Below are 19,812 nucleotides of genomic sequence, written 5' to 3' on the forward strand. Positions count from 1 at the left end.
GGAATTGCGGATCAGTCGCTTTTCTTGGCCGTGTAGTAGCTGGCATAGGCGACGCCGTTATAGACTTCGCCCTTGACCGTCGGGGACTGCACGTAGATGCGCTGGACGATCTGCGTGCGCGGGATGAAGTAGCCCTGGTCGAGAATGTAGGTCTGCAGCTCATCCAGCAGCGGGCTGCGGGTCTCGGTGGAGCCGGCGCCGGCGATCTTGTCGCGCAGGTCGTTGAGCTTCGGATCGCGGTCGTCGAGGGCGAACCAGTTCTCGCCATTGTTGGCATTGGTGAGGATGCCGGCGACGGTGCCGGCGTCGATGAAGCTGCGCGTCACCTCGTAGGCCGGGATGGCCGGTCCGCCATACTTGACCTTCTCGCCGAAGGTCACGACGTCATAGGCGCGGATATCGACCTTCCAGCCGATCTTGCCGAGCTGCTGGGCGATGAGTTCGTCGACCGACTTCGACGTCGCCAGATAGGGGTTCGAGTGGAGCGTCAGCGACAGCGGCTTGCCATCCCTGGTGCGGATGCCGTCGGCGCCCTTCACCCAGCCCGCCTCGTCGAGCAGCGTTTCGGCCTTTTCGGGATTGTAGGCCAGCAAGTCGCTGTGGTCGGTCGCGCCCGGCACGTTGCTCTGGATGAAGGAGGTCGCGAGCTTCCAGTCGGGGGTGTAGACGGTGTCGATGATCTCCTGGCGATCGATGCCGGCCTGAAGGGCCTGGCGCACCTTCACATCGTCATAGGGGGGCAGCTTCGTGTTGACGGCCCATCCGTTGACGAAACCGAGATAGCGCGGGGTGGCAATCGTGAAGCCCTCGTCCTTGAGTGACTTCAGCTCCTGAGGGGAGGCGTTGTAGGCAATATCGGCCTGGCCCGACTGGACGGAAGCCACGCGCAGCGAGGGTTCGGACACGAGCTTGTAGGTGATCGTGTCCAGGAATGCCGGACCGGTATGGCCGACGGCCGCCGGTCCCCAGTTGTAGTCCTCGCGCTTGACCAGCTTGACGAAGTCGCCTTCCTTCCAGGAATCGACGACATAGGGGCCGCTGCCCGACGTCTTGCTGAGGTCCGCCTGCTCGGAGGCAGGCTGCGCGAGCGTCTTCGGCGAGATGAGGATCGAGCCGTGGTATCCGAGCGTCGGGATGAAGCCGAGCGTCGGCTTGTTGAAGAAGACCTTCACCGTCGTCGCATCGACAGCTTCGGCATGGTCGTAGGTCTTCGGGAAGAGGCCGATCGGGTTGATGCCCTCGTTCTTGCGGCCGGCATACCAGATGTCGAGATTGGCGACGACCGCTGCGGCATCGAGCGCAGTGCCGTCGGAGAAGGTCACGCCGCTCTTCAGATGCAGGGTGAACTCGGTGGCATCATCGTTCTGCTCCCAGCGTTCGGCAATCCAAGGGCTGACCTTGCCCTCGGCATCGACGTAGAGAAGCTTGTCGGTGACATGGCCCCAGATGTGGCCCTGAAAGCTGGAGATCGCGCTGTTGTTGGGAATCCAGGTGTCTCCCAGGGAATCGATGAGGAAGGTGATGTCGCCGCCATTGGCGTCGCTGTCCTCTGCCTGAACAGGCGTGAAATTCGCCGTGCCAACCAGGGTGGTGAATGCCAGCACCGCGGTGGCTGTCAGCAGGCGGCGCCGGGAAAGGGAGAACGGGAGGAAGCGGTCAGTCATGGTGCGGGTCCTGTTTGTTGCCGGGCGGATCATGGTGCACAGCGTAGGCAGGAGGCCAGCAGAGAGAAAGACTGGTTATTCTTTTTCTACTAAATCTATGGATTATTTTGTTCGATTTCCGCGACGGGGTGGATCAGCATTTCCCGAAGCCTCTTCGGCATCGCCGCTCCCGACCGCAAGCCGCATTTCCTCGAACACCCGCACGGCGGGTGCGTCGCCGACCCCGTGTTGCCCAGTGCTGTTTCCGGCCGATCGATGGACAGAGGTGCTCTTCAGGGCGGGCTTTTGACGGAAAGGGTAGCCGCGTCGAAAACGGCGAGCGCGCAGTCGCGCGCGACGAGAACGGCCTGGGGATCGCGTCCGACCGCGACGGTTGCAAGCGCCCCTTCATACAGCAGGCAAAGATGCGCACCTGCCTGCTGTCCCTCGACATTGGCCTTCGACATGATGTTCCGGAAAATGTCGCCGACCATCTTCTTGTGCGTTCGGGCAACGGACACGATCCGGTCGGAATCGCCGTGTTCGGCAACGGCAAGCGCAAAGGCGCAGCCGCGGAATTCAGGGGTATCGGCCTTTTCGTGCAGACGTTCGAAAATCAGTTTGATCTGATTTCGCGGGTCCGATTGGGCTTCCAGAGCTTCGTGGAGGGAACGGATGACCCGTTCGTGGCGATCCTGAAGATAGGCCGCGACGAGGTGGTCCTTCGACGGGAAGTGTCGATAGAGCGTTGCCTTCGCTACGTTCGCTTCTTCGATGATGCGATCTATGCCGACAGCACGAATGCCTTCGCCGTAGAAAAGCGCTCCGGCGGCTGTGACGATCTGATCTGATATGGGTTCTTTCATGGGATTGCTTCGGATTGGAGTACGTCACCTATGGTCCTCAGACGACGGAGATCGTTCAGCATGAGGCCAGCAAGGTTCTAGGCCATCCGGCGGTGAAGAGAAAGACAGGTCGTTCCTATTTTTAGTCCTTCCGTGGATGATCGTCGTCATGCCGTCGGCAGGATTTTTCCCGGGTTCATGATGCCGAGCGGATCGAGGGCGTTTTTGATGACGGCCATGAGGTCGACGGCCTTGCCGTGTTCCTGCCTGAGATAGGCGATCTTGCCCGTGCCGACGCCGTGTTCGCCCGTCGACGTTCCGCCGACCGAGAGTGCCTTTTCGACCATCTTCTTGTTGATGGCAGCGACGGCGGCCAGCTCGCTTTCGCTCGAAGGATCGACGGCGAAGACGACGTGGTAGTTGCCGTCGCCGACATGGCCGAGGATGGCGGCCGGGACGGGAAAGCTCTTCAGCAATTCGCGGGTGTGCAGGACGCAGCCGGCGAGTTCTGAAACCGGAACGCAGACGTCGGACGACCAGCCCTTGGCATTCGGTCGCTGCGAAACGACAGCGTAGAAGGCGCTGTGGCGTGCTTTCCACAGCCGGTTTCTCTCCTCGGGCGATGTCGCCCATTCGAAGTCGTTGCCGCGGTTTTCCTGCACCAGCGATGCGACGAGCGCGACCTGCTCCTCGACGGCGCCGACGGGGCCATGAAATTCGAAGGCCAGCGTATCCTCCAGCTTCAGGGACAGGCTCGAATAGGCGTTGACTGCGGCGATCAGCCCGCGGTCCATGAACTCCATGCGCGCGACGGGAATGCCAAGCTGCACGACGGCGATCGCGGTGTCGATCGCCTGTTGGACGCTGGGGAAGGAGCAGAGCGCGGCGACGGTGTGCTCCGGAATGCCGTAGAGCCGCAGCGTAACCTCGGTGACGACGCCAAGCGTCCCTTCGGCGCCGACGAAGAGCCGCGTCAGGTCATACCCGGCGGAGGATTTTCGCGCCCGGCCGCCCGTCCGGATGACCTCGCCGTTCGGCAGCACCACGGTCAGGGACAGCACGTTTTCACGCATCGTGCCGTAACGGACGGCATTGGTGCCGGAAGCACGGGTAGAGACCATGCCGCCGATCGAGGCATTCGCGCCGGGATCGATGGGGAAGAACAGGCCCTTGTCGCGCAGCCAGGTGTTCAGCTGCTCGCGGGTGACGCCGGCTTGCACGGTGCAGTCGAGATCGTCCTGGCTGATGCGCAGGATCCCGGTCATATGCGAAAGGTCGAGCGAGATGCCGCCCTTTACGGCGGTGAGATGCCCTTCCAGCGACGTGCCTGCGCCATAGGGAATGACGGAAACGCGGTGTTGCGCGCAAAGCGTCACAACGTCGGCAACCTCCTGCGTGCTCTCGGCGAAGACGACACCATCCGGCAGGGCTGCCACATGGTGGGATTCACCGCGGCCGTGCTGCTCCAGTACCGCTGCATTGGTCGTGAAGCGCTCGGCGAAGCGCGCCTCCAGTTGCGCGACGAACTCTTGAGGAAGCACGGTCATGCATCAGTCAGTTGGTGAAGGTGTTCGGCAAGCCAGCTTGTCGTGACGAGCGGGCCGGGCAGTGTAAGAGGCATGTCTGTCTCCACGGGTATCCGGTCAGGCGATGAGCCGTGCACCTTCGAGGTGGCGTTCCAGGAAGGGCAGGCTGTCCTGGCCCCAATAGAGTTCGCCCTGGTAGCGGAAGGTCGGCAGGCCGAAAACGCCCGCCTCCTTCGCGACCTCCCGGTTCGACTGCCAGAGGGCGGCGACATCGTCCTGCGCCGCCCGGGTCTCCAGAGCGTCCGCATCGAACCCCGCGGCCTCGATGATCGGCCGGCGCACCGCGATATCGCCGATATCGACCTTGCGGCTCCAATAGGGCGCCTGCAAGGCTCGTGTCAGGCCAATCCAGTCCTCGCCCTCGAGCTGGGCGGCCAGAATGAGAAAACCCGCCGGTGTCGGATCGGAAAGTCCGGCCCGGTTGGAGAAATCGATGACCTTGCCGCGCAACGCCGCCCAGCGCTGAAGGTCCTTCAGCCAATAGGCGCGGCGGGCATCCGGCCGGTCGCGTGAATAGATGCCGCCATTTTCGACGATGAGCGGGATGAGATAGGGCCGGACCTCTGCGCCGAAGCGTCGAGCGAGATCAAGAAACGGGTCGAGACCGATATAGGCCCACGGAGAGCCGATGCCGAAGAAGTAGTCGATGCTGCGGGTCATTGTGTCATCTCGTTTGCAGGTTGGTATTTGCCAAGGGCAAGATCGAAGGCGGCAAGCGCACAATCATGTGCAACGGTGATGGCCGCTGCCGCCTTCAGGCAGCATGTGGCGCAGTGACGCCGGTCGCATCGGAGATGGTCTTCGCACGTGCCTGAAGCCTTTCCAGCGGCAGCAATCTCTCGAAGGCGGGTTGCCCGGCGGCACGGCCGGCAAGCTGCTGGGCAGCCTCGTTATAGGGCGTCGCGATGCCGGAAAGACGCCCGAGCAGAACGATCTCGCCATTGAGATAGTCGACCTCGCTCGATGCGCCGCGCTTGAAGCTTTGCCAGGTGGATTGCTGTCCCGGTTCGATGCCGCTGTTTTCAGCCGTTCCCCAATGGGCAATGCTGATCGTGCGTTCCGAGGGGGAAGCCAGGCTGTAGCCCGCGGCAGTCAGCGCTTTGCGCGCTTCCTCGACAAGAGCCTCGGACACCCGGGCCTGCTCCTCGTTCGCGCCATCGAACAGTTCGAGCACATTGCGCACATTGTGCAGCAATTTGGCTGCCTTCCAGCGGCGGATATCCGACGTGGTCTCGGCGATGTATTCGGACCGTGCGAGGTCGGCGACGATCCGGGCGGCAATATCGTCCGTGCCATGCGGGTAGCGCCCGACGGTGACGACGGCGACCTGCGGATGACCGCCGACGACCACCGTGCCCGTCTCGGTAAAGCGGGCAGGGGTGAGGATGCTGGCGCCGTAGACATTGGCGAAGCGACGCAGCGCTATGGATTCCGTGGCAAGCCCGTTCTGGAACGTCACGATCGGCAGGCTCGACGCCGTCTCGCCATCGGTGCCGTCGACGGGACGCCAGGCCCAATCGGAAACGGCGCCCCCGGCATCCTGCGCCTTGACCGTGAGGAGCAAGATGTCGTCCTGGCGCAGGGGCGGCGGGCTCGCCGTATCGAAGGCCTTCAGGCGGAGCCGGCGCGTGCCGGAAGGACGCTGATAGGTGAGGCCATGCTCGAGGATATGGCGGATCTGGGCGCCTCTGCCGACGAGCGCATAGTCCACGCCGGAAAGCTCGAACTGTGCCGCAAGGCTTGCGCCGACGGCGCCCGCGCCGATGATGATGTATCGGGTCATCGCTTTCTTGTCTCCGTTACGCGACGGCTGCTGCCGGGGCAGCGGCGCCGGCTCAGACCCCGAGGTTCTGTCTCAGGGTTTCGTGCTGGTAGTCGTGGTGGAAGATGCCGCGGCGCTGGAGTTCCGGAATGAGATGATCGGTCAGCGCCGTCAGGCCGAGTTCGTATTTCAGCGTGAAGGCAAGGAAGTTGAAGCCATCGGTCGCGCCGCGCTCGTAGCGGTCCTGCAACTGGTCGGCGATGTTTTCCACGGAGCCGATCGGGAACCAGTGCCCGGCGCCGCTGGAATGATAGATGATGAGATCGCGCACCGTGCGCACCTTCCCGCTTTCGATCAGGTCGCGGAAGACGCCGAACCGGGACCGCCGGCCCTCCACCTTCGCCGTCTGGGGCAGTTCGGCGACAGGGATCGGCGCATCGAGGTCGATCCCCTCGAAGTCCACGCCGCCGAACTGGCTGGCGAGCGATTTGCGCCCTTCCTCGAAATCGATGTCGTCGATGACATTCCGCCAGAAGCGCTTGGCCTCCTCGTCCGTCGAGCCGATGACGGGGGCGACACCCGGCAGGATCTTGATGGCATCCGGCGAGCGGCCGAAAGCCGACGCGCGCTGCTTGAAATCCCGGTAAATCTCGATGGACGGCTCGGTTTCGGTCAGGCCGGTCGTGAAGATGACGTCCGCGATCCGCGCGCCGAGCTGGCGTCCCTCGGCCGACGAGCCGGCCTGGGCGAGGATCGGCTTGTCCTGCGGGCTGCGCGAGACGTTGAGCGGACCCTGAACAGAGAAATGCCGGCTACTCCAGTCGATCCGGTGGACCTTCCTGGCATCGACACGCTGCCGCCCGCTGTCGTCATAGGTCACGGCGTCGCGCTCCCAGCTCTCCCAGAGCGCCTGGACGACGCCGGCGAACTCCTCCGCGATGGCATAGCGGTCGTCATGGGCGGGCAGCGGCTTGCCGAAGTTCTTCTCGCCGGCCGAGGAGGTGACGAGGTTCCAGCCAGCCCGTCCACCCGAGATGTGATCGAGCGAGAGGACCTGGCGGGCAAGGTTGTAGGGCTCGGTGAACGATGTCGAGATGGAGCCGATGAGGCCGATCCGCGACGTGCGGGCGGCAAGGGCGCTCAGCAGGGTGACGGGCTCCAGTCCGGGCTTCGGCGCCGTCTCGCTGGTGACGAGGGCGTCGGCGAGGAAGATCGTGTGGATCTTGCCGCGCTCGGCTTGCCGGGCCTGCTCGATATAGGCGTCGATGTCGAGCAGGTTGTCGGTCGGCCCGTCCCTTCCGGGCTTCTTCGTCTGTCCGGTCCCGCCCAGGAGCAGGCCCAGGACCAATCCCTGGCCGCGCTCGCTTGTGCGGCCTCCCCATTTGTTCGTCATGGCGGTCGTCCTCAAGAAATGGTGGCGGTCTTCAGGCCTGGAGTTCCAGCCGTCCTTCGGCGGGCCGCGGCGTGAAGGCCGGGGCGAACGGCGCCGGCCGGTGATGGTGCTCGGCGTGCTCCGAAAGCGGATGGACCTGAACGAAGCCCTTGTAGGCGGAGAGCTCGACATCGACGCCGTAGACCCGCTTGATCAGTTCCGGCGAATAGACGTCGGCCGGCGGACCGTCGGCGATGACCTCGCCGTCATGCAGGAACACGACGCGGTCGGTGAAGCGGGCCGCCTGGTTCAGGTCGTGGATGGCGATCACGCCGGCGACGTTGTTCTTCCGCGTGACAGCCCGCGCGACGCTCAGCGTCTGCCACTGGTAGCGGATGTCGAGGGCGCTGGTCGGCTCGTCGAGCAGCAGGATTTCCGGATCCTGCGCCAGGGCGCGGGCGATCAGCACGCGCTGGCCCTGGCCGCCCGAGAGTTCGTTCACGGCGCGGTCGCCGAGTTCGTCGAGGCCGAGCAGGCGCATCGCCGCTTCCACGTGATCCCAGTCGTCGTCCCGCGGGCGGGTGCCGAAATAGGGGGTGCGCCCCAGGAGGACCGCCTCCTTGATGTCGAGGGCGAAGGAAAGGCCGATGGACTGGGGCACATAGGCGACGATTTTCGCCAGTTCCCGCCGCGGCAGCGCCGCGAGGTCCGTTCCGTCATTCCAGGTGATCGAGCCGCGCGTATGGCGGTTGATGCCGGCAATGGTCTTGATCAGGGTGGATTTTCCGGAGCCGTTGGAGCCGAGCAGCCCCACCAGTTCGCCTTTCCTGACCTGGAGGGTCGCGCCTTTGACGACCTCTCTCTTTCCGTAGCCAACGACGAGGGAGTCAATCCTGAGGGTCATTCGATCGCCTTTTGCCGAGTGAGGATGAGGTAGAGGAAGATGGGCGCGCCGACCAGGGCATCGATGATGCCGACCGGAATGACGCCCGGCGAAATGACGAGCCTGCCGACGGCATCGGAGACGACAAGCAAGAGCGCTCCGATGATGGCCGAGAAGGTCGTGAGGAAGCGGTGGTTGGAACCGACCACCAGCCGCGCGATATGGGGCGCGACCAGACCGACGAAGCCAATGATGCCGGTAAAGGCGATCGTGACGGCAGTCAGCGTGGCGGCGATGGCAATGGTCTCCAGCCGCACTCTGGAGACCGCGACGCCGAGGCTCTTGGCGGAATCGTCGCCGGCAAAGGCAATGGCGTTCAACGCGCCGCTGCGGTAGCGGATGTAGGGGAAGGCAAAGCCCAGCAGGGCCAGCAGCACCAGCACCTGATACCAGGCGGAATTATTGACCGAGCCCCAGGTCCAGCGGACGATGGCTGCAAGGATTTCATCCTCGGCGAAGTATTGAATGCAGGCCGTGAGCGCGCCGAACAATTGCGACAGGGCGATGCCGACAAGAATGAGCGAAGTGGGATTGAGGTTCCGGGTCGAGGCCAGCGACAGCACCAATGCGGTGTTGAGGAAGGAAAACAGCAAGGCCCCGAACACGAGCGAGAGCGCTGCGCTGCCGGCGGTCGCCCCGAACAGGACGATCGCGAGCGATGCACCGAAAGCCGCCGCCGGCGCAATCCCGAGCGTATAGGGGCTTACGAGTGGATTGCGCAGCAGACCCTGGAACAGGGTGCCCGCGACCGCGAGCGCCGCGCCCCCGAGGATTGCCAGCGTGATGCGCGGCACGCGCAGTTCCCAGATGACGGTCTGGATCTGGAGCGTTGCGCGATCCGCGGGCACGGCACCCGTTATCTTCGCCCAGAACGTCTGCAAGACGTCGCCGAGCGTTGCCCCCGACGTGCCGATCTGGATTCCGATAACGGCGGTAACCAGCACCGCGACCAGTCCGAAAGCGATCGCGGCGTTCTGGAACGCATATCGGTCGCGGGCGCGCCGGGATTTCCTGGCCTCCCCGCCGGGTGCGTCGGCCAGATCGGGGTCTGTCTCGATGGAACTCATTGCAGTCCTCGCTAATCGGTTGCTTGCTGCGGTGCGTCGGTTTAGCTGCCGAGCTTGTAGGCGTAGTCGGAAACCGGCCGCGGCTTCACACCCTGCGCTTCGAGCCAGCGGGCGAAGTAGGCATCGACGTCGACATCGGCCAGGCGGTCGGGATAGAGCCATTTGGCGACCGCAAGGGCGCCGATCTGCTTGCCCAGCGCGGAGAAGAAGAAGTTGCTGAAGACGAAGACGTTCTTGTCCTGAACGGCCTTGATCGCGCTCCAGCCGGCGCGGCCGGCAATGCGGTCGGACTGATCGGCGAGCTGCTTCTGGTCCCAGGGCTCGTAGCCGGAGGCCAGGCCGTCGACACCGTTGTGGATGATCACATCGGGATTGCGGTTGATGATTTCGACGGGGTCGACCGTATAGGTATGGACGGACGCGCTCCCGGTATTGGCGATCTTGATGTCGCCGAAGATATTCTGGCCGCCGCCCAGAACGATGGTGTCGTGCCAGCCGGAGCCGGGGAGGGACGTGACGAAATCGGCATTGTTCTCGAAGTAGACCGTCTTTGGCTCGACACCTTTCAGCTTCTCGGTCAGGACCTTTTCGATGTCGTCGTAAAGCTGCGCGAGGTCGGCAGCGCCCTTTTCCGCGCCGAAGATCTTGCCGATGTTCGGCAGCTGCGCCCGCAGCACCTTCGGATCCCAGGTGCTGACGACCACGACCTCGATCCCGAACGGCTTCAGCTTTTCCTCGGCATCCTGCCAGGGCGAGTTGCGGCGGGCGAAGAAGACCTCGGCGCCTGAAGTCGCAATCGTCTCCCAGTTCGGGCCATCGAAATGGCCGGCATCCGGTACGTCGGCGAACTCCGAGAAATAGTCCTTGTTTGCGGTGTTCTTGCGCGGATCGGCGGTCTGGTCGACGGCGACGATCGTCTTGCCGGCGCCGATCGCCCGGACGATTTCGGTCTGATACCAGAGATCCGGATAGACCGCCTTCACCGGCACGGGCAACGTCACCTCGCGGCCGAGTTCGTCTGTGATCGTCACCGTCTGCCGATCCTCCGCCTTGGCGGCGGCCGAGAAGCCGACGGCAAGTGCGGCCGACAGGAGAAACGCTGCGCCTATGCCGGCGGTGCGGCGGGATTTCAAGACTGCACGAGACATGATCGGTTCCTGCTGTTTGAGCCTGGTTGGACGCCCGAACTCGAGAAGCGTCCTGCTATCCGGTCGTGGCATGCCTAGAACGTACGGAGCGGCGCGCCCCTGAGAAAGACAGGTCGTTCTTTTTCTATATAAATAGTAGAAAATTATGCCCTGAGATGAACCGGGCGGAAACTGTAGCGTCTGGGAGGGGCTTGCCGCCGATTGAGGGTGAGGTCTGGTTCGGCTCGTTTGAACGAGGGAAGTGAGACGGCCTTCACGCCGCCCCGCAACGCGCTTGCGAGCGCTGGCCCGGGCGCGGCATCGAGGCAGCATGACGGAGACGCTGCTTGCCCTGAGCCATGCGGCCAGCATGTCGCCGGCCGTCAGCGGACAGAGGTTCAAAACCATGTTCACATGATCGAGGCGGGAGCAGCGCTCCGCCCCAATCGGAGACGGCTCATGACGTCTCGACGACTATTGCGCCGTTTCGTCTGTGGCGGCGGAGGTCTCCAAGGGGGGACGGTCGGCGGCCCATGTAAGCAGTGCATCCAGCGCCGGACACAGCGCCTGGCCCCAATCCGTCAGCGCATATTCGACCTTCGGCGGAACCTGGTGATGGACGATGCGGCGGACGATCCCGTCCTTCTCCATCTGTCGCAACTGCTGGATCAGCATCTTCTGCGAGACCGCGGGAATTGCCCGTTCGAGATCGGAGAAGCGCATCACATGGCCGCCGAACAGATGGAAAAGTATCACCAGCTTCCAGCGTCCCTCAAGCAGCTTCAGCGCCTGTTCGACGCCTGCGGCCGCGGTCTCACGCGTATACGCGCCTTGCTTACTTTTAGGTAAGTATCTTACTTTTTTGTCTGTACTTGTCATTTTTTCAGAATACAGCATCTATCTCTTTGATCAACCCCGATAGCGCCGGCATTCATTGCGGCCGACGCCGCACCGTTGAAGCCGTCGGGTCGGGGTGAAGGAGAGAACGTGCAGTGCGGGGGGAGGAGACGACCACCGCCGGCGATCTCTGCTGACCCGATCACGCCATTATCCGTGTCGCTCAGGAAGGAAATGAAGATGCCTATCGACCTACCGCAACCCGCTGCAGACTATTTCGCCGCCGACAAAGGACGAAGCGCTGAGGATGTCGCCGCATGCTTCACCGAAGGCGCCATCGTCAGGGACGAGGGCAACACCTATGCCGGGCGTGAGGCGATCCGGCTCTGGAAGGAAAGCTCCTCCACGAAATACACCTACACCGTCGACCCTTTCGCGATCGCGGCCGAAGACGGCAGGACAGTCGTCACAAGCCATCTGGCCGGAGATTTCCCCGGCAGCCCCGTGGACTTGCGCTACGTCTTCGTTTTCGAAGGCAACAAGATCGCAGAGCTGGAGATCGCCGTATGAGCTTCGATCTTCAGCTTGCCGGCCGCCGCGCACTGGTGACGGCAGGCACCAAAGGGACCGGCGCGGCCGTGGTCCGGGCGTTGTCAGGGGCCGGAGTGACGGTCCTTGCCACCGCGCGGACCGTGCCTGAGACGTCCCCGGATGGTGTCCACTACGTTGCCGCCGACGTGACGACCGCCGAAGGCTGCGCCGTCGTTGCCAGGGCCGTCATCGAGCGCCTTGGCGGCGTCGACATCATCGTCAACGTGCTGGGCGGCTCGTCTGCGCCGCCCGGCGGTTTTGCGGCCCTTACCGATGAGGAATGGCTCAAGGAGCTGAACCTCAATCTGATGTCAGCCGTCCGCCTCGACCGGGCCCTGTTGCCGTCGATGATCGAGCAGGGATCGGGCGTCGTCATCCACGTCACGTCGATCCAGCATGTCTTGCCCTTGCCGGAGGCCACGACCGGCTACGCGGCGGCCAAGGCGGCGCTTTCGACCTACAGCAAGAGCCTTTCCAAGGAAGTCACGCCCAAGGGCGTGCGTGTGGTCCGCGTCTCGCCGGGCTGGATCGAAACCGAAGCGGCGGTCGCATTGGCGGAGCGCTTGGCAGCCGACGCCGGAACCGACGTCGAGGGCGGCAGGCAGATCATCATGAAGGCCCTCGGCGGGATCCCGCTCGGGCGGCCTGCCAAGCCGCAGGAGGTTGCGGATCTGATAACCTTCCTTGCCTCTCCGCGGGCCGGTTCGATCTCGGGAACCGAATACACGATCGACGGCGGCACTGTCCCGACGGCATAGGCGGCTTTCGGGAGGCCGGGCTACCCTCTTCCCGGCCTCCCGCCCTTCACCCGCTCACCGCCCCGCAAGGTTGGACAGCCGTCTTGGTGTCGCGGTGCAGGTCGCCCGTCAACTGCGGGCAGAAGGCTGGACCGGTTGAGCGCATAAGCTCTCAGCCCTCCCTGTAATAGTAGCTGTAGCCGTTGAGCGCCGGCGCACCGCCGAGATGCGCATAGAGCACCCGCGACCCTTCCGGGAAGAAACCCTTGCGCGTCAGGTCGATCATTCCCTGCATCGACTTGCCCTCATAGACCGGGTCGGTGATCATCGCCTCGGTGCGGGCGGCGAGGCGGATGGCGTCGTTGGTCTCGTCCGAGGGAACGCCGTAGGCCGGATAGGCATAGTCGGGGTTGATGACGATCTCGTCCTCGCGGACCGTGCGGCCAAGGCCGACCAGTTCGGACGTGTTGTCGACGATGGACCGCACCTGCGCCCTCGTCTGGTCCAGCGTTCCGGAGGCGTCGATGCCGATCACCCGGTCGGCGCGATCCTGCGCGGCAAAGCCGACGATCATGCCGGCCTGGGTGGAGCCCGTGACGACGCAGACGACGATGTAGTCGAAGGTGAAACCGAGCGCCTCTTCCTGTTCGGCAACCTCCTCGGCGAAGCCGACATAGCCGAGGGCGCCATATTTGTGCACCGAGGCGCCGGCGGGGATCGGATAGGGCTTGCCGCCGGCATCCTTGACCGACTGGATCGCGTCTTCCCAGCTCTTGCGGATGCCGATGTCGAAGCCGTCGTCGACGAGGCGGCTGTCGGCGCCCATCAGGCGGGTCATCAGGATGTTGCCGACGCGGTCATAGACGGCGTCATAGTGCGGCACCCATTTTTCCTGGATCACCACGCATTTCATGCCGATCTTGGCGGCGGTCGCGGCGACCATGCGCGTGTGGTTCGATTGCACCCCGCCGATAGAGACCAGCGTGTCGGCGCCCGAAGCGATTGCGTCCGGCACGATATATTCCAGCTTGCGCAGCTTGTTGCCGCCCATGGCCAGGCCCGAATTGCAGTCGTCGCGCTTGGCGTAGATCTGCACCTTGCCGCCCAGCGCTTCGGTCAGGCGGGGCAGATGCTCGATCGGGGTCGGGCCGAATGTAAGAGGGTAGCGTTCGAACTTTTCGAGAAGGGACATCGGGAGCTCCGGAAACGGTGGATTGGTGTTTGCACATCATCCGCAGAATAGTGCGCTTTTCCTGAAAGGTGCTTCCGAAGTTTGCCTGACTTTACGTAGTTATCATGATAGACTTACGATAAGATGAGATTTATGAACCATAATGGATGAGAATATGGAAGATTCTTCCAAGGCTCCTCTGGACCGTACCGACCTGCGCATCCTGCGCACGCTCCAGGTCGAGGGGCGCCTCACCAATGCGGAACTGGCCAGCCGGGTGAATGCCAGCCCGGCGACCTGCCATCGGCGCACCCAGCGCCTGTTCGAAGAGGGCTACATCACCGGTGTTCGGGCCGAGATCGCGCCGGCCTCGGTCGGGCTGGGGGCGCTGGTCATGGTCGGCGTCGTACTGGATCGATCGACCCCGGAGAGCTTTGCGGCATTCGAGGGGGCGGTGCTCGAACTGAAGGAGGTGCTGGACTGCAACCTGGTGGCCGGTGACTTCGACTATCTTCTCAAGATCCGCGTTCGAGACATGGCGGATTTCAACAAGCTGCATGGTCACAAACTCATCGCGCTGCCCGGCGTCCGGCAGACGCGGACCTTCTTCGTCATGAAGAACGTCAAGGACAATGCACGCCTGCCGTTCTAGGGCGTAGCTGTGGATTGGCATTGCGAAGCGGACGAAGCGACTGATGCTTCGCCCGCTTTGCTTTTCTCAAGCGCAAGCGCTGGCCATCACTTTAGCTCGGCCGCAACGCTTTGTGCGGCACTGTCGATCGCGTCTGCGACCACCGTCGGCTGGGTCATGAAGAGGGCATGGCTGGCGGAGACCTTGGTGATCTTCGCCCCGATGCGCTCGGCCATATGGATCAGCATGGCCTGGTCGAAGGCCTTGTCTTCGGTGGCGATAACAGCCCAGCTCGGCTTCGTCCGCCAGGCCGCGTTCGTCAGCTTGGTGCCGAAGACGGACATGTTGATCGGCACCTGCGAGTCACGCAGGAATGCGGCATCGGCATCGGTGGTATCGTGCGCGAAGCCGGCCTTGAACTTGTCCGGATTCACGAAGCCGTAGCCATCCTCGCCGATATCGATGACGAAGTCGGGCGTCGGTGCAAAGCCTTCGTACTGCTGGGCGGTCGTTTCGCCGGCATCGGGCGAAAGAGCGGAAACGTAGACCAGGCCCGCGACCTTGGAGTGATCGCCTGCCTCGGTGATGACGACCCCGCCCCAGGAATGGCCGACGAGGATCGCCGGGCCGTCCTGGCGGTCGAGGGCGCGCTTGGTTGCCGCAACGTCGTCTTCCAGCGAGGTGAGCGGGTTCTGCACGATGCTGACGTGATAGCCGCGGGCGGTGAGATTGTCATAGACGCCGCGCCAGCCGGATCCATCGGCGAAGGCGCCGTGAACCAGCACGACGTTGCGGACGGCCTGGTCGGCCGGGATACGGTCTTCGGCATGCGCTGCGGAACCGGCGGAAATGACGGCGGCGGCGGTGGCGGCGAGCAGGGCTTTGGTCATCGAGGGCATCGTTCTGTCTCCTTCAGGGGTGAATTTGCCATATCAAGATAAATGTTATCGCGATAAATAATGACGTAAAGGAGGGCGTTCGATTTGTCCAGCGAAATTTTTATCGCGATATATATTTTCGCCATTCACACCGCTATATAGGGCGAAGAGGAACCGCCATGACCGATGAAGCCGCCAATATCCCCGTGCCACTCGATGACCAGCTCTGCTATGCCATCTACACGGCCGGCATCGCCATCCAGCGGCTTTACAAGCCGGTTCTCGATGAACTGGGGCTGACCTATCCCCAGTATCTCGTCCTCAACGTGCTCTGGCGCGATGACAGTCAGACCGTCGGCGCTATCGCCGAAAAGCTGGCCCTGGAATCGAGCACACTGACGCCGCTGCTCAAGCGGCTTGAGACGTCCGGGCTGGTACACCGGTCACGAAACCCGGAAAACGAACGACAGGTCGTGGTCGCGCTGACCGATGAGGGCAAGGCGCTCAGGCTTCGCGGGGGCTGTCTCGGAGACGCGCTCCTGAGCGCGTCCGGAAAGACGCCCGGCGATCTCGCCACGCTGAACAAGGGTATCCGGGAGCTGCGCAACCAGATCTACGATCACACGGGGTCATGGTCGGCACCGTTGTGATCCAGGCTCCATGCCTGTCGGCTGTCACGATATCGCAGTGGTCTCGGCCAAGGACATTCAGCGTGCCGTCAGGCGCGCGTTCCTGCATCGCGTCGGCTGGATGAGGTCGCCTTAACGAGGGCGGGGCAGCAACGCGCCGGGACTACCTGTCGCCAATATGCCGCCGCCCAACCGCAATCACATGATCGGCATATTGCGCGGCCTGGTTCAGGCCGTGAACGACCATGTCGATCGTCCGGCCCTGGCCGGCAGGGCGGACTGAACGGATAAATCCCGATCTGGCGGCAAGCCATGCCTGCCTGCCTTCCATGGGCCTTTGCTGCGCAAGCCGCTTCGGCCGGATCGGAAGGTGGGACAGGTGCATGCGGTCCTATCGCTGCTCATCAATTTTTCCCCGTCTGAGCCGGCGATCTTCGGTCGCGGCTGCCCCGATGCACGCCCTGCTCAGCCCTCTTCACGGATGATAGAATTCGTAAAAAACGATAGAAATGATAAAATTGTTGTTTTTGAAAATAGCTCAGGTTATGTAGCAACCCTCTTCACTGGAAACCCTCAGGAAAGGTCGATCCCATGAAAAGGACAATTGAGCTCATGACCGAAGCCGAAGCCCGGTCAGAGAAACAGGACGTGCTGCGCGAATATTCCGGCAACGATTTCGATTTCATCGTGTGCGGTGGCGGCTCCAGCGGATCCGTCGTCGCAGCCCGATTGGCGGAAGACGGCAATGCGCGGGTGCTGCTTCTCGAGGCGGGCGGGGACGACGCGGCCGAGAGTGTCTCCGATCCATCCCGGTGGCCGCTGAACCTCGGCAGCGAGCGGGATTGGGGTTTCTCCGGAGAACCCACACCCGGGCTTAATGGACGGCGGCTTCCTTTGAGCATGGGCAAGGGGCTTGGCGGCGGCTCGAGCATCAACGTCATGGTGTGGGCGCGCGGCCACAAGGAGGACTGGAACCACTTCGCAGCCGAAGCGGGCGATGAGGCTTGGGGTTATGAGTCGGTGCTGGGCTACTATCGCCGGATCGAAGACTGGCGTGGCGCACCGGATCCCTTGCGAAGGGGAACCGGAGGACCGGTCTACGTGGCGCAGCCTGATAGCCCCCAGCCGGTCGCACAGGCCCTGGTCGACGCCGCGGGCCTGGCGGGCATTCCGGTGTTTGACAGCCCCAATGGAGAGATGATGGAAGGTGCGGGAGGCGCATCGATCGCGGAGTTGCGAATCCGCGGCGGCAAGCGGGAATCTGTGTTCCGCTCCTACGTTTATCCAATGATGGCGCGGCCGAACCTGACCGTTCTCACGAATGCGCTGGTGACGCGGCTGATGCTCGATGGCAAGACGGTGATCGGGGTCGACGTTCTGCTCGATGGCGAGCACCGCCAGTATCGCGCGCGCTGCGAGACGGTGCTGTCCCTCGGCGCGGTCCATACGCCGAAAGTCCTCATGCAGTCTGGCATCGGTCCCAAGGAAGAGTTGCAGGCCCACGGAATTCCTGTTGTCCAGCATCTCCCGGGCGTCGGCCGCAATCACCAGGATCACATCGCGTTCGGCTGCACCTGGGCCTACCGCAAGCCTGAAGGCGTCGGCGGCGGTGGCTGCGAAGCGACACTCTACTGGAAAAGCGATTCGCGTCTCCGCCAGCCGGATATCCTTCAGTGCCAGCTCGAATTCGCGGTGCCTTCGCCGGCAGAGGTGGAAGTGGAGACGCCGGAGCATGGCTGGACGATGTTTGCCGGGCTTGCACAACCGAAAAGCCGTGGTCGGCTGCGCCTCTCGGGGCCTGCTGCGGATGATCCTATCCTCATCGAGCCAAACTCTCTGAGCGAGCCTGAAGACATGGCTGCCGCCTTGGCGGCCGTGGAACTGTGCCGCGAGGTCGGAAACAGCGAGGCTTTCACCCCGCTGATCAAGGGGGAGACGGCCCCGCGCATGCGGGACCGGGCGGGAATGATCGACTTCATTCGCAGGTCCGCGGTCACCTACTGGCATCAGTCCTGCACGGCAAAGATGGGGCGTGATTGGATGTCGGTGGTCGACAACCGGCTCAAGGTTTACGGCATAGAAGGCCTTCGCATCGCCGATGCCTCCATCATGCCGCGAATTACCGTCGGAAACACAATGGCGCCCTGCGTCGTCATCGGAGAACGGGCCGCCGACATGATCCGGCTGCAGCACGGCTTGTCGCCCGCACGAAACAGCGAACAAGGCTGAAGTTCATAGGTAGCTGCTTTCAGGCAGTTCAGCACGTGGCGATATCCATCGCCACGTCCGGCCCGGTTTTCTCGAACTTATGCCGCCAGTCGGTTGCGTCGTTCCAAGTCCGCGTCTCCCCGGGCCGTCAGCCGAGGCTGCGCGGGAAGGTGGCGTCTTTCATTTATTGCATATTTAGCATTTTTTACTATATCTTGCGCCACAATCGTGGATCAAGCCGTGGATGATGTTCTTACAACTGCGAAGGCAGCCCAGTTACTAGGCGTATCGGTACGCACTGCCCAGCTTTGGGTGGAGAGCGGTCAGTTGCCCTCCTGGAAAACGCCCGGAGGTCACCGGCGGATACCGCGTCAGGCTGTGCTCGATCTCATTGACAACTCCGCCCACGAGCAATCGGCCGTCCGGGCTCATGCCGTGATATTGGCGGGCGAAGGGCGTGCCGCCCGGTGGCGCACTGCCGGTCTTCCCGGATCGGGGCTGCTGGTGGATGTTGCCGAAGAAATTCAAATCGTGAAGGCGTGGCTCGCTTTCATTCCGCCCATGCTTGTCGTCGTCGAGAACGCCGATGAGGGGGAGCGGAAGAGGCTGGTGGCCGCGCTCAGCAATGACGTGCGCTTCAACCGGACGCTCATCATCAGCCTGAAAGCGGCCGGCGCCGCTGGTCCCGTCGCTTTGGCGCCACGGCATGTCCAGTTCAGGATGGCGGCCGATGTTGCCGCAACGAGTGCCGCAATTGTGGACTATCTCTCCGCCCACGAGCAGGACGAGAGCGAGCCTGCGGCATTCCCGAAGCCTTGGAGCGAGCGCGCACGCCTGGAGGCGGTGAGGCAGTCGGGATTGGTGGGTTCTCCACCGGATGCCGGTTTCGACCGGCTTGTACGCTTGGCGGCGCACGCTACCCGTGCTCCTATCGCGATGTTTACGCTTATCACGCAGGCCGAACAGTGGTTCAAATCGCGGGTTGGTTTCGAGGGCTCCGATACCCCGCGAGATTGGGCTTTCTGCAATGAAACGCTCGTCGCGAACGAACTGACCGTGATTGAGGATCTTACGAAAGCGAACAAATTCGCGCAGAATCCGACCTTGGCCGAACCCTATGGCTTTCGGTTCTATGCCGGCGCGCCCGTCCGCGACCCGCTCGGTTTTGCGCTGGGTTCGATATGTGTCATCGACGTCGTCCCCAGGACGCTGGGCAAGGAAGACCGTGAAGCGCTCATCACCATTGCCGAGGCAGCTTCCCAGCGGATTCATCTGATGGTGCTTCAACGAGAAGCAGCGGGTTTTCGCGCATAAGAGGATAGGCTGACCACGTTGCTGGCCGAATGCGCATTGTAACGTGATAGTGCACCATTGTTGCATCCGGCGCCGGGGTTGCGAATGACCAGCCCATCCGCGAAATCAGCCACGCCGGATCGCCGACATGAAGGATATGATCTCAAGTATCACGCCGTCTTCATTGACGATCTCGAAGGAGCGCCCGTCTATCGTCTGGCCACGCGCGACAGAGTGGGACAAGATCTCTCGTGCGGCGGCGACCGCTTGCTGCCTCGCCATGTCCATGGTGGCGAGGACACTGCCTTCCAGGTCCCTGTGGAAGGTGAAAGCGGTCCTTACGTGAAAATAAAATTTCGGCATCGCCTTGCCTCCGCTCAAACAGCCAATGTCGAGGCAAGCGTGGTCGGTGCGAGCGGCTGCTACGGACCCCGACGCAATCAGTATCGCAGGAACATCGACAAGAACAATTTGTTCCGCCTGCATCAAATT

The 19,812-nt window shown here is 63.0% G+C and carries 20 protein-coding genes; 6 read left to right on the top strand and 14 right to left on the bottom strand.

Annotated features, from left to right (window positions below):
- Positions 1-11 precede the first annotated feature (11 nt).
- The 10 genes from shn_RS25840 to shn_RS25885 form a co-directional block, all read right to left on the bottom strand.
- Positions 12-1,664 carry an ABC transporter substrate-binding protein gene (locus tag shn_RS25840; RefSeq protein WP_064333404.1) on the bottom strand — a complete coding sequence of 551 codons (1,653 nt, stop codon included), beginning with the start codon at positions 1,662-1,664 and terminating at the stop codon, positions 12-14.
- 272 nt (positions 1,665-1,936) lie between these two features.
- On the bottom strand, positions 1,937-2,509 hold the full coding sequence (locus shn_RS25845; RefSeq protein ID WP_064333405.1) for a TetR/AcrR family transcriptional regulator: 573 nt from the start codon (positions 2,507-2,509) through the stop codon (positions 1,937-1,939).
- Positions 2,510-2,655: 146 nt separating this feature from the next.
- Complete coding sequence (locus shn_RS25850) at positions 2,656-4,035, bottom strand: FAD-binding oxidoreductase (RefSeq protein ID WP_064333406.1); 1,380 nt, start codon at positions 4,033-4,035, stop codon at positions 2,656-2,658.
- Positions 4,036-4,131: 96 nt separating this feature from the next.
- Positions 4,132-4,734, bottom strand: a complete 603-nt coding sequence (locus tag shn_RS25855) for a 2-hydroxychromene-2-carboxylate isomerase (RefSeq protein WP_064333407.1) — start codon at positions 4,732-4,734, stop codon at positions 4,132-4,134.
- Between the two features lie 94 nt (positions 4,735-4,828).
- Positions 4,829-5,857 (bottom strand): ketopantoate reductase family protein, encoded by a 1,029-nt coding sequence (locus shn_RS25860; protein ID WP_064333408.1) that lies wholly within the window; start codon positions 5,855-5,857, stop codon positions 4,829-4,831.
- 52 nt (positions 5,858-5,909) lie between these two features.
- Positions 5,910-7,229, bottom strand: a complete 1,320-nt coding sequence (locus shn_RS25865; protein WP_064333409.1) for an NtaA/DmoA family FMN-dependent monooxygenase — start codon at positions 7,227-7,229, stop codon at positions 5,910-5,912.
- Positions 7,230-7,260: 31 nt separating this feature from the next.
- Complete coding sequence (locus tag shn_RS25870; protein ID WP_064333410.1) at positions 7,261-8,112, bottom strand: ABC transporter ATP-binding protein; 852 nt, start codon at positions 8,110-8,112, stop codon at positions 7,261-7,263.
- On the bottom strand, positions 8,109-9,218 hold the full coding sequence (locus tag shn_RS25875) for an iron ABC transporter permease (RefSeq protein WP_064333411.1): 1,110 nt from the start codon (positions 9,216-9,218) through the stop codon (positions 8,109-8,111). The genes shn_RS25870 and shn_RS25875 overlap by 4 nt, the downstream gene beginning before the upstream one ends.
- A gap of 41 nt (positions 9,219-9,259) precedes the next feature.
- Positions 9,260-10,366, bottom strand: a complete 1,107-nt coding sequence (locus shn_RS25880) for an ABC transporter substrate-binding protein (RefSeq protein WP_064333412.1) — start codon at positions 10,364-10,366, stop codon at positions 9,260-9,262.
- A gap of 453 nt (positions 10,367-10,819) precedes the next feature.
- Complete coding sequence (locus shn_RS25885; RefSeq protein ID WP_084438506.1) at positions 10,820-11,224, bottom strand: helix-turn-helix domain-containing protein; 405 nt, start codon at positions 11,222-11,224, stop codon at positions 10,820-10,822.
- A 198-nt stretch (positions 11,225-11,422) separates the two neighbouring features.
- On the opposite strand from shn_RS25885, the gene shn_RS25890 reads away from it, so the two are divergent.
- Both shn_RS25890 and shn_RS25895 read left to right on the top strand, forming a co-directional pair.
- Positions 11,423-11,752: a nuclear transport factor 2 family protein gene (locus tag shn_RS25890; protein ID WP_064333657.1), complete on the top strand. Its 330-nt coding sequence runs from the start codon at positions 11,423-11,425 to the stop codon at positions 11,750-11,752.
- Positions 11,749-12,531 carry an SDR family oxidoreductase gene (locus tag shn_RS25895; RefSeq protein ID WP_064333413.1) on the top strand — a complete coding sequence of 261 codons (783 nt, stop codon included), beginning with the start codon at positions 11,749-11,751 and terminating at the stop codon, positions 12,529-12,531. Before shn_RS25890 ends, shn_RS25895 begins: the two co-directional genes overlap by 4 nt.
- A gap of 151 nt (positions 12,532-12,682) precedes the next feature.
- Here the strand turns inward: shn_RS25895 and shn_RS25900 are convergent, their stop codons facing one another.
- A complete protein-coding gene (locus shn_RS25900) occupies positions 12,683-13,702 on the bottom strand; it encodes a 1-aminocyclopropane-1-carboxylate deaminase (protein ID WP_064333414.1) in 1,020 nt (339 codons plus the stop codon).
- 154 nt (positions 13,703-13,856) lie between these two features.
- Here shn_RS25900 and shn_RS25905 point away from each other — a divergent pair, with 154 nt between their 5' ends.
- Positions 13,857-14,333, top strand: coding sequence for an Lrp/AsnC family transcriptional regulator (locus tag shn_RS25905; RefSeq protein ID WP_064333415.1), 477 nt, complete (start codon positions 13,857-13,859; stop codon positions 14,331-14,333).
- Between the two features lie 86 nt (positions 14,334-14,419).
- Here the strand turns inward: shn_RS25905 and shn_RS25910 are convergent, their stop codons facing one another.
- Entirely contained in the window at positions 14,420-15,202 is a 783-nt protein-coding gene (locus shn_RS25910) for an alpha/beta hydrolase (protein ID WP_145926075.1), read from the bottom strand.
- A 167-nt stretch (positions 15,203-15,369) separates the two neighbouring features.
- Between shn_RS25910 and shn_RS25915 the strand changes: the two genes are divergently transcribed.
- A complete protein-coding gene (locus tag shn_RS25915) occupies positions 15,370-15,840 on the top strand; it encodes a MarR family winged helix-turn-helix transcriptional regulator (RefSeq protein WP_064333417.1) in 471 nt (156 codons plus the stop codon).
- A 142-nt stretch (positions 15,841-15,982) separates the two neighbouring features.
- Here the strand turns inward: shn_RS25915 and shn_RS36870 are convergent, their stop codons facing one another.
- Entirely contained in the window at positions 15,983-16,150 is a 168-nt protein-coding gene (locus tag shn_RS36870; protein ID WP_206362244.1) for a hypothetical protein, read from the bottom strand.
- Positions 16,151-16,431: 281 nt separating this feature from the next.
- On the opposite strand from shn_RS36870, the gene shn_RS25925 reads away from it, so the two are divergent.
- Together shn_RS25925 and shn_RS25930 are read left to right on the top strand one after the other, a co-directional pair.
- Positions 16,432-18,048 (top strand): GMC family oxidoreductase, encoded by a 1,617-nt coding sequence (locus tag shn_RS25925; RefSeq protein WP_064333658.1) that lies wholly within the window; start codon positions 16,432-16,434, stop codon positions 18,046-18,048.
- Between the two features lie 219 nt (positions 18,049-18,267).
- Positions 18,268-19,341, top strand: a complete 1,074-nt coding sequence (locus shn_RS25930; protein WP_168168970.1) for a helix-turn-helix domain-containing protein — start codon at positions 18,268-18,270, stop codon at positions 19,339-19,341.
- Between the two features lie 105 nt (positions 19,342-19,446).
- Here the strand turns inward: shn_RS25930 and shn_RS25935 are convergent, their stop codons facing one another.
- The gene (locus shn_RS25935) at positions 19,447-19,806 is read right to left on the bottom strand and encodes a hypothetical protein (protein WP_084438510.1); all 360 of its coding nucleotides are present in this window, start codon (positions 19,804-19,806) and stop codon (positions 19,447-19,449) included.
- Positions 19,807-19,812 lie beyond the last annotated feature (6 nt).

Origin of the sequence: Shinella sp. HZN7 (genome assembly GCF_001652565.1) — a bacterium.
GTDB classification, from domain to species: domain Bacteria; phylum Pseudomonadota; class Alphaproteobacteria; order Rhizobiales; family Rhizobiaceae; genus Shinella; species Shinella granuli.